Genomic DNA, 8,458 nt, shown 5'->3' with positions numbered 1-8,458 from the left:
TCCACATGCGCGCGGGCAACCGTTGCCGCCGAGGGCGGATGCGTGGTGGTCATGGCGGTTTCGTCGCTGTCCCTCATGCGAGCCTCCTCTCTTTCGCCGATCTGCCGCCTTGCGGCCCGGCCTCGCTGACGCAGAGTCTATTACAATTTGAAAATCAACAAACAACCGGAACATCTGAAAAAAACCCACACCCAAGCCCGCTCCTCCCCGCCGTCTCCGGGCCGGGGATTGTCACCCCTGATGGGGCGGGACGCTGCGCGCGGCGGGCCGGGGCACCAGCCCGACACCACGACGATTTTCTGCCGCTTCCTGCGTGCTCTGGATCACCAAGCCATGGCGAAAAGCGCACGCAAGTCTGATGCAAGCTCCTGAATACCATGATGTTTGTTGGCAAAAATATCGGGGGCACGCTTGGCACGACATGCGCCTGTCGCGCCGGGGTCGCGGGTCGAGCCCGTCGATCGCGCCACGCCTGCAATACGACCCCGAAAGCCGCCGCAGGCCCTGCGCTGCGGCGGCTTTGCTGTTCCTGCGGCCGCGCCGCCCCCCCCGGTCTTCTCTTTGGCCCGGCTCTGCTTCCTGGACGGAGATGCTCCGGGGGTCAGGCCCGCCAGCGCCGAGGGCGCGAAGCCCCCTTCGCGGCGGGGCGGCTGCGCGGTCAGTCCTTGCGGGGGCGCCGCGTCAGGGGGACGCCGTAAAGCTCCAGCTTGTGGCCCTTCAGGCGATATCCCAGCCGCTCCGCGATCTTCTCCTGCAGCGCCTCGATCTCGGGGTCGACGAACTCGATCACCTCGCCGCTGGCAAGGTCGATCAGGTGGTCGTGATGCTCGCGGTCGGCGTCCTCGTAGCGCGCGCGGCCGTCGCCGAACTCGACGCGTTCGAGGATCCCGGCCTCCTCGAAGAGCTTCACGGTCCGATAGACGGTGGCGAGCGAAATGGCGTCGTCCCGGCGGGAGGCGCGGGCATAGAGCTCCTCGACATCGGGGTGGTCGGTCGAGTCCTCCAGCACCGCGGCGATCGTCCGCCGCTGGCCGGTCATGCGCAGGCCCTTGGCCTCGCAGCGCTCAATGATCGTCTCGGGCATCGCGGCTCCGGCCGTCGCCTTGCAGTCCTCACGATCTAGGTCAAAAGGCCGCGGGGATAAAGTCCCGCGGGCTCGGAGCAGCAGACGCCGGCAAAGGGCGCTCGGCGAAGACGTCGCGGGTCAGGTCGCGGTCATGCGATCCGGTCTCCTGCAGGCGCGGTGGCACTCGATTGCAACCGGACCCAGACAAGCGCGTCTGCCGCCCGTCCCTGACGGGCGGCGGACCGCTGCGGGCCCGACGCGATCTGCGGCGCGGACTGTCGCGGAAGCCGGGCCGAGGCCGGAGTGCTTGCGCGAAATCTCGGTTGACCTTCCCGCGCCGCCCCGGGCAACTGTGCGGCATGGAGCGCAAGGCAAGCATGGACGCGGCCGGCGCGGCGCTGCTTGTCGGATGCGCGCTGCTCTTCGGGCTCAACAACGTCACGATCAAGGTCGCAAACGGCGGCTTCCAGCCGCTCTTTCAGGCCGGGCTGCGGTCGGTGGGCGCCGCGATGCTGATCGGTCTGTGGATGTGGTCCCGGGGCATTGCGTTTCCGCGCCCGGCCGTCTTTCGCAGGGGCGGGCTGCTGATCGGGCTGTTCTTCACAGCCGAGTTCCTGTGCCTCTACATTGCCCTCGACCTGACCACCGTCGCGCGGGCCAGCATCGTGTTCTACTCGATGCCGGTCTGGCTGGCGCTCGCCGCGCATTTCCTGCTGCCGGGCGAGCGGCTGACGGCGGTGCGGCTGGCCGGCCTGTGCGTCGCCATGGCCGGCGTCGCCTGGGCGCTGCTCGACCGGCCCGGCGGGCCCGACGCGCAGGCGCCCTCGCTGCTGGGGGACATCCTTGCGCTTCTCGCGGCGATGTTCTGGGCGGGGATACCGCTGGTGATCCGGCGCACCGGCCTCGCGCGCGAGCGGGCGGAGACGCAGCTTTTCTGTCAGCTTGTCGTCTCCGCGCCCCTCTTTCTCGGGCTGTCGCTTTTCGCCGGTCCGCTGCTGCGCGATCCGCAATTCGTTCATGTGGCGAGCCTCGTCTACCAGTTCGCAGCCGTGGCAAGCGTGGTCTTCCTGATCTGGTTCTGGCTGATCTCGATCTACCCGGCCGCGGCGGTCGCCTCGTTCAGCTTTCTCACGCCCGTGGCAAGCGTGGTGCTGGGCTGGGCGCTTCTGGGCGAGGCGGTGGGGCCGAACGTTCTGGGCGCGCTCGGGCTGGTGGCGGCGGGACTTTTGGTGATCAACCGCCCGCAGCGCGCGCCAGAGCCGGCCTGAGGCGGGCAGGGCGCAGGCTCGGTCGCGCCCATGCGGGCGCTCCTCGCGAAGAGGTCCCGGCAGGGGCCGATGAGCGCCGGCTTTTCCGCCCGCTCAGTCCGGCGCGGCCGTGCCGAACGGCTGCACCGCGCCCGGCACGGCTGTCACAGGCTTCACGGGAGAAGTCTGTCCGGCGAAAGGGATGTTCCGGGCCTATCGCGCTTTGCGCATCAGAGCCGTGACGGCGGTCGTCCGCGCGGTTGAGGCCGCTGTCCGGCGCGACCGGGCGCGATCGCTCGCGGTTCCCCGAGATCGTCGCCAATCCGGACCTTCGGGTCTCAAGGGGTCGGGGACAGGCCGGGATACCGGGGGCCGCTCGCGGAAAACGGCGCGGCAGCGCGCCGGCCGTCGCGCGACACATGTATCGCCGCTCACGCACGGGTGTGCAGGACATGCTGTGACATTTGCCGCAGCGGGCTATACTCACCTGATACCTCCTGATGGTCTTATCCGAATGGTTCGACAAGTCTTTCTCTCGACGATCGTTCTCGCCGGCACACTCGCGCTCTGGATCGCCCATGTCCCGTCGTCGATGCCCTTTCTCGAGCGGATCGGCGTGCTCGGTCTGATCGGGATCGAGGCGCCCGAGGCCCAGGCGCAGGGCGGGGGCGGCTGGGGCGGCGGCGGGCCGGCCACCGTGATCGCCGAGGCGGTCGCGCAGGGGCGGATCAACGACCGCGTGACCGCGATCGGCGACGGGCGGGCGCTGCGCAGCGTGGACGTGCGGTCCGACGCCACCGGACAGGTCGTCGAGATCGGGTTCGGCCCCGGCGATCGCGTTGAGGAGGGGGCCGCCATCGTCCGACTCGACGACGAGGCGGAACGCATCGCGCTGGAGCGGGCCGAACTGACCTTGGCCGATGCCCGCGAAATGGCCACCCGGATCGAGCAGCTCTCCGGCACGGGTGCCGTCACCGATGTGCGGCGGCGCGAGGCGGAGCTTGCGCTGAGGCAGGCCGAACTGGGTCTGCGGCAGGCGGGATACGACCTGTCGCGGCGCACGATCCGCGCCCCGATCTCCGGCTGGACCGGGGTGCCCGATCTCGAGGTCGGGGCCCGCGTCCGCAGCGGCGATGTCCTTGTCTCCATCACGGACCGGTCCGAGATCCTGATCGACTTCCGCGTGCCCGAACGGGTGGCCAGCCGGATCGAGGCGGGCATGCCGCTGGAGGCGCGGCCGCTCGCCATGCCGGAGCGTGTGCTGGAGGGCGAGGTGCGCGCGTCCGACGCTGCCGTGGACGCCTCCAGCCGGACGCTTCTGGTGCAGGGGCGGCTGGACAACGAGGATGACGCGCTGCGCGCCGGCATGGCCTTCGAGGTGGTGCTGGCCTTTCCGGGCGAGGCGCTGCCGTCGGTCGATCCTCTGGCGGTGCAGTGGTCGGGCGAAGGCGCCTATGTCTGGGCCGTGCGCGAGGGCAAGGCGGCGCGTGTGCCCGTCGCGATCCGTCAGCGCAACGCGGACGCGGTGCTGGTCGAGGGCGAACTGGAGATCGGCGAGCCGGTGGTGACCGAGGGCGTGCAGAACCTGCGCCCCGGCGCCGAGGTTCGCATGGCCGAGCCGCAGGCGGCGCTGCCCGCCGACGACCGGGCGCTCTGAGGAGGGTGGGGCGATGATGGAAGAAGCCGCGCGCACGGCCGGCGGCGGCACCGCGCTCTTCGTGCGCCGCCCGATCCTGGCCTATGTGCTCAGCACGCTCATCGTGCTGGCGGGCCTCGCCGCGGTCTTCGGCGCCGAGATCCGCGAATTGCCCAACGTCGATCGCCCGGTCGTCACGGTCACGACCCAGTTTCCCGGCGCCTCGCCCGAGACCATCGACCAGGAGATGACGGGACGGATCGAGGGCGCGGTGGGCCGGGTGGCCGGCATCCGCTCGATCTCGTCCAGCTCGCGCTTCGGGCGCAGCCGCGTGACGCTGGAGTTCACCGAAAACGTGGATATCGACGTGGCCGCGACCGACGTGCGCGACGCGGTGGCCCGGATCGCCGGCCAGCTTCCCGACGAGGCCGAGGAGCCCCAGGTCGTCAAGGCCGATGCCGATGCGCAGCCGGTGGTGCGGGTGGCCGTCACCTCATCCACCCGCGCGCCGCAGGAGTTGACCCGCATCGTTCAGGAGCGGGTCGAGGACAGGCTGATTTCCATCGAGGGGGTCGCGGACCTTCAGGTCTACGGCGACCGCGCGCCGATCTTCCGGGTGGACATCGACCTTGCCGAACTGGCCAGCCGGGGCCTGACGCTGGCCGACATGCAGCGCGCGCTTGCGGACGCGGGCTTCAACGCGGCGGCGGGCGATCTGGCCGGCACCCGGCAGTCGATCAACGTGCGCACCACCGCGATGCTGGCCGCGCCCGAGGATTTCGAGGATCTGCAGCTGGCGTCCAACGTGCAGCTGCGCGACGTGGCGACCGTGACGCTTGGCCCCGCGCCCGACGAGACGGTGCTGCGCGCCAACGGCGAGACGGGCGTGGGCATCGGCGTGATCCGGCAGGCGGGCAGCAATACGCTGGATATCTCGGCGGCGGTGCGCGAGACGGTCGCGCAACTCGACACGACGCTGCCCGAGGACGTGTCGGTCTTCGTCACCTCGGACGACGCGATCTTCATCAACGGCGCGATCCGCGAGGTGCTCAAGACGCTGGCCGCCGCCACGCTGATCGTCGTCGCGGTGATCTTCCTCTTCCTGCGCGACGCCCGCGCGACGCTGATCCCGGCGATCACCATGCCGGTGGCGCTGATCGGCACGATCGCCGCGATCTGGATCGTGGGCTTCTCGGTCAACATCCTGACGCTGCTGGCGCTGGTGCTGGCCACGGGCCTGGTCGTGGACGACGCCATCGTCGTGCTGGAAAACATCGTGCGCCGCCGGTCGGAGGGGATGGGCCCGCGGGCGGCGGCCGTGCTGGGCACGCGGCAGGTGTTCTTCGCGGTCGTCACCACGACGGCGACGCTGGCGGCGGTCTTCGTGCCGCTGAGTTTCCTGCCGGGGCAGGCGGGGGGTCTTTTCCGCGAGTTCGGCTTCACGCTGGCGATGGCGGTCGCGATCTCGTCGGTCGTGGCGCTGACGCTCTGCCCGGTGCTGGCGAGCCGGCTGCTCAAGGCCGAAGGCGACACGCGCCGCGGGGTGATGGGCCGGGTCGGAGGCGGTCTGGCCGCACTCTACGCCCGGACACTGGGCTGGGCGCTCTCGGTCCCGTTCGTGATCGTGCTGGCCGCGGGTCTCTTCGCCGCGACTGCCGTCTTCGTGGCCGACGGCATCCGCCAGGAGCTGACCCCGCGCGAGGACCGGGCGATTGCATTGCTCAGCGTGAGCGCGCCGCAGGGCGTCGCGCTCGACTACACGTTGGGCAAGATGCGCGAGATCGAGGCGGCGATGGCCCCGCTGCGAGAGGCGGGCGAGATCGTCAACGTCTTTTCCATCGCGGGCTTCGGTTCGGACAACCGCGGCTTCATGGTCTTTTCGCTGGAACAGTGGGACGCGCGCGAGCGCAGCCAGGACGAGATCGTGGGCGACATCAACGGCGCACTGCGGCAGATCGTGGGCGTGCGCGCCTTCGCGATCCAGCCCAACTCGCTTGGCATCAGGGGCGCGGGACGCGGCCTGCGCTTCGCGATCACCGGTGACAGCTACGACCAGCTGGCCGAACTGTCCGAGACGCTGGTGGAGCGGATGCAGCAGGAGCCGGACTTCGGCAGCGTGCGGCTGGACTACGAGCAGACGCAGCCGCAGCTTTTCGTCGAGATCGACCGCACCCGCGCCGCGGACCTCGGCATCGACATCACCGGGCTGGGCGAGGCGCTGCGCGCGGTGCTGAACGGCCGCACCGTGGGCTCCGTCTTCGTGGGCGACGAGGCGATCGACGTGCAGATGCTGTCCACCGCCAACCCGGTGGACGACCCCGGCGACCTGCAGAGCATCTTCGTGCAGACGGGCTCCGGCCAGATGGTCCCGATGTCGAGCTTCGTGCGGCTGGAGGAGCGCGCCGTCGCCCCCGAACTGGAGCGCGAGAACCAGCAGCGCTCGGTCCAGGTGACCGCCTCGCTTACGCCCGAGCTTGCCCTTGGTGACGCGCTCGCGCAGGTCGAGGCGCTGGCCGGGGACCTGATGGAAGAGCAGAACCGCATCGTGCCGCTGGCCGAGGCCGCGACGCTGGATCAGACGAACGCGGGCATCGTGATGGTCTTCGCCTTCGCCATCGCGGTGGTGTTCCTGGTGCTCTCGGCGCAGTTCGAAAGCTTCGTCTCTGCCATCGTCGTGATGGCCACGGTGCCCATCGGGCTGGCCTGCGCGGCCTTTGCGCTTCTGCTGACGGGGCAGAGCCTGAACGTCTATTCGCAGATCGGCCTCGTCATGCTGATCGGCATCATGGCCAAGAACGGCATCCTGATCGTGGAGTTCGCCAACCAGCTGCGCGACGGCGGGCAGTCGGTGCGCGACGCGATCCTGACTGCCTCGACCATCCGCCTGCGGCCGGTGATGATGACGATGACCTCGACCGTGCTGGGCGGCGTGCCTCTGATCCTGTCGTCCGGGGCGGGCGCCGAAGCGCGCGAGGCGCTGGGATGGGTGATCGTGGGCGGGCTTGGCCTTGCCACGCTTTCCACCCTCTACCTGACGCCGGTGGCCTACCTGCTGCTTGCCCGCTTCTCGAAGCCCCGGGTCGAGGAAACCCGCCGCCTCACCCGCGAGCTGGAAGAGGCGCTGGCGGGGTAGGGCGCCACGTCAGGCCGGTGTGACCTGCGGATGCTCTGCGCGCAACCGTCCCGACGCGAGCGCCGAGAGTGCAACCATCGCCGCCGCGGTGCCCAGCATCAGGGCAAGGCCGCCCGCCTGATAGGTCAGCCCCGACAGCACAGTGCCCAGAAGCCGCCCGCCCGCGTTCGCCATGTAGTAGAAACCCACGTCCATCGTGACGCGCTCTGCCTTGGTGAAGGCGAGGATCAGATAGGAGTGGAGCGAGGAATTGACGGCGAAGACGGCCCCGAATGCCAGAAGCCCCGCGACCAGCGTCGCGGTGAGCCAGGGCGCGGGTCCGGGTGCCGCCAGCGCGGCGGCGGCGAGCGCCGCGGGCACGAGGAAGAGCAGCAGCGCCCAGCCCCGCGCGGCGCCGATCAGCTCGGCCTCGGGCCGGGTGGCGGCGCGCAGCAGCCGGGGGGCCGCGGCCTGCACCGCGCCATAGAGGATGATCCAGACCGCCATGAAGCTGCCCATCAGGAAGAAGGCCGCGCGGTTGCCCTCGGTCGTGCCGTCGGAGAGCACGGCATAGAAGTAGATCGGGATGCCGACCACGAACCACACGTCGCGCGCCCCGAACAGGAACACCCGTGCCGCCGAGAGCCAGTTGACGTTGGCAGACTTCGAGAAGACCTCGGAGAACTTCGCGCCCTTCCGGCCCTTGGGCAGCCCCGGCGGCATGGCGATCAGCACCGCGATCAGGATCGCGGCCAGCACGGCCGCCATCGCCAGCACCGACCAGACGAAGCCGAGGCTGGCCAGGAGCGCCGCGCCCATCAGAAAGCCCAGCCCCTTCACCGCGTTCTTCGAGCCCGTCAGGATCGCGACCCAGCGGAACAGCCCCCCCTGCTCGGTCGGCGCCAGCAGTTTCACCGCCGATTTCGACGACATCTTGGCAAGGTCCTTGGCCACGCCCGAGGCGCCCTGCACCACCATGACGTAGGCAACCGAAAGCCCCACCGCCCAGCCCGGATCGAGCTGCGCCAGCGCGATCAGCGCCACCACCTGCAGGCCCAGCCCGGCATAAAGCGTCGAGGTCAGGCCGAAGCGCGCGGCGATCCAGCCGGCGCAGAGGTTCGTGACCATCCCCGCGATCTCGTAGAACACGAAAAGATAGGCAAGCTGAATCGGCGTGAAGCCCAGCGTGTGGAAGTGCAGAAGCACCAGCATCCGCAGCGCGCCGTCGGTGAGCATGAAGGCCCAGTAGGCCGCCGTCACCGCGACGTAGGCGGACAGTCCCTCGGGGCGGCCGCTCACACCGAGGCCCCCACCATCAGCGCCACGTCCACCAGCCGGTGGGCATAGCCCATCTCGTTGTCGTACCAGGCATAGACCTTCACCTGCGTGCCGTTCAC

The 8,458-nt window shown here is 69.9% G+C and carries 5 protein-coding genes; 3 read left to right on the top strand and 2 right to left on the bottom strand.

All coding sequences use genetic code 11. The features are described from left to right. Positions 1-658 precede the first annotated feature (658 nt). Complete coding sequence (locus ACLFOB_RS12945) at positions 659-1,084, bottom strand: Fur family transcriptional regulator (protein WP_410926332.1); 426 nt, start codon at positions 1,082-1,084, stop codon at positions 659-661. Positions 1,085-1,443: 359 nt separating this feature from the next. Between ACLFOB_RS12945 and ACLFOB_RS12940 the strand changes: the two genes are divergently transcribed. From ACLFOB_RS12940 to ACLFOB_RS12930, 3 genes are all read left to right on the top strand, one after another. Further along, entirely contained in the window at positions 1,444-2,334 is an 891-nt protein-coding gene (locus ACLFOB_RS12940; RefSeq protein WP_410926331.1) for a DMT family transporter, read from the top strand. A gap of 493 nt (positions 2,335-2,827) precedes the next feature. Next, positions 2,828-3,970, top strand: coding sequence for an efflux RND transporter periplasmic adaptor subunit (locus ACLFOB_RS12935; RefSeq protein ID WP_410926330.1), 1,143 nt, complete (start codon positions 2,828-2,830; stop codon positions 3,968-3,970). Between the two features lie 13 nt (positions 3,971-3,983). Next, on the top strand, positions 3,984-7,082 hold the full coding sequence (locus ACLFOB_RS12930) for an efflux RND transporter permease subunit (RefSeq protein WP_410926329.1): 3,099 nt from the start codon (positions 3,984-3,986) through the stop codon (positions 7,080-7,082). 9 nt (positions 7,083-7,091) lie between these two features. On the opposite strand, the gene arsJ is transcribed toward ACLFOB_RS12930, so the two are convergent. Then, positions 7,092-8,360 carry an organoarsenical effux MFS transporter ArsJ gene (gene arsJ, locus ACLFOB_RS12925; RefSeq protein ID WP_410926328.1) on the bottom strand — a complete coding sequence of 423 codons (1,269 nt, stop codon included), beginning with the start codon at positions 8,358-8,360 and terminating at the stop codon, positions 7,092-7,094. Positions 8,361-8,458: the final 98 nt, after the last annotated feature.

The sequence above is a fragment of the Rhodosalinus sp. genome, from assembly GCF_046542825.1.
Lineage (GTDB): Bacteria > Pseudomonadota > Alphaproteobacteria > Rhodobacterales > Rhodobacteraceae > Rhodosalinus.
Note: the sequence above shows the minus strand (reverse complement) of the source record. Positions and strands in the feature narration are given on the sequence as shown.

Bases quoted from the DNA above. Each gene is read 5' to 3' on its own strand.
- ACLFOB_RS12945 (WP_410926332.1), bottom strand. From the start codon at position 1,084: ATGCCCGAGACGATCATTGAGCGCTGCGAGGCCAAGGGCCTGCGCATG.
- ACLFOB_RS12940 (WP_410926331.1), top strand. From the start codon at position 1,444: ATGGACGCGGCCGGCGCGGCGCTGCTTGTCGGATGCGCGCTGCTCTTC.
- ACLFOB_RS12935 (WP_410926330.1), top strand. From the start codon at position 2,828: ATGGTTCGACAAGTCTTTCTCTCGACGATCGTTCTCGCCGGCACACTC.
- ACLFOB_RS12930 (WP_410926329.1), top strand. From the start codon at position 3,984: ATGATGGAAGAAGCCGCGCGCACGGCCGGCGGCGGCACCGCGCTCTTC.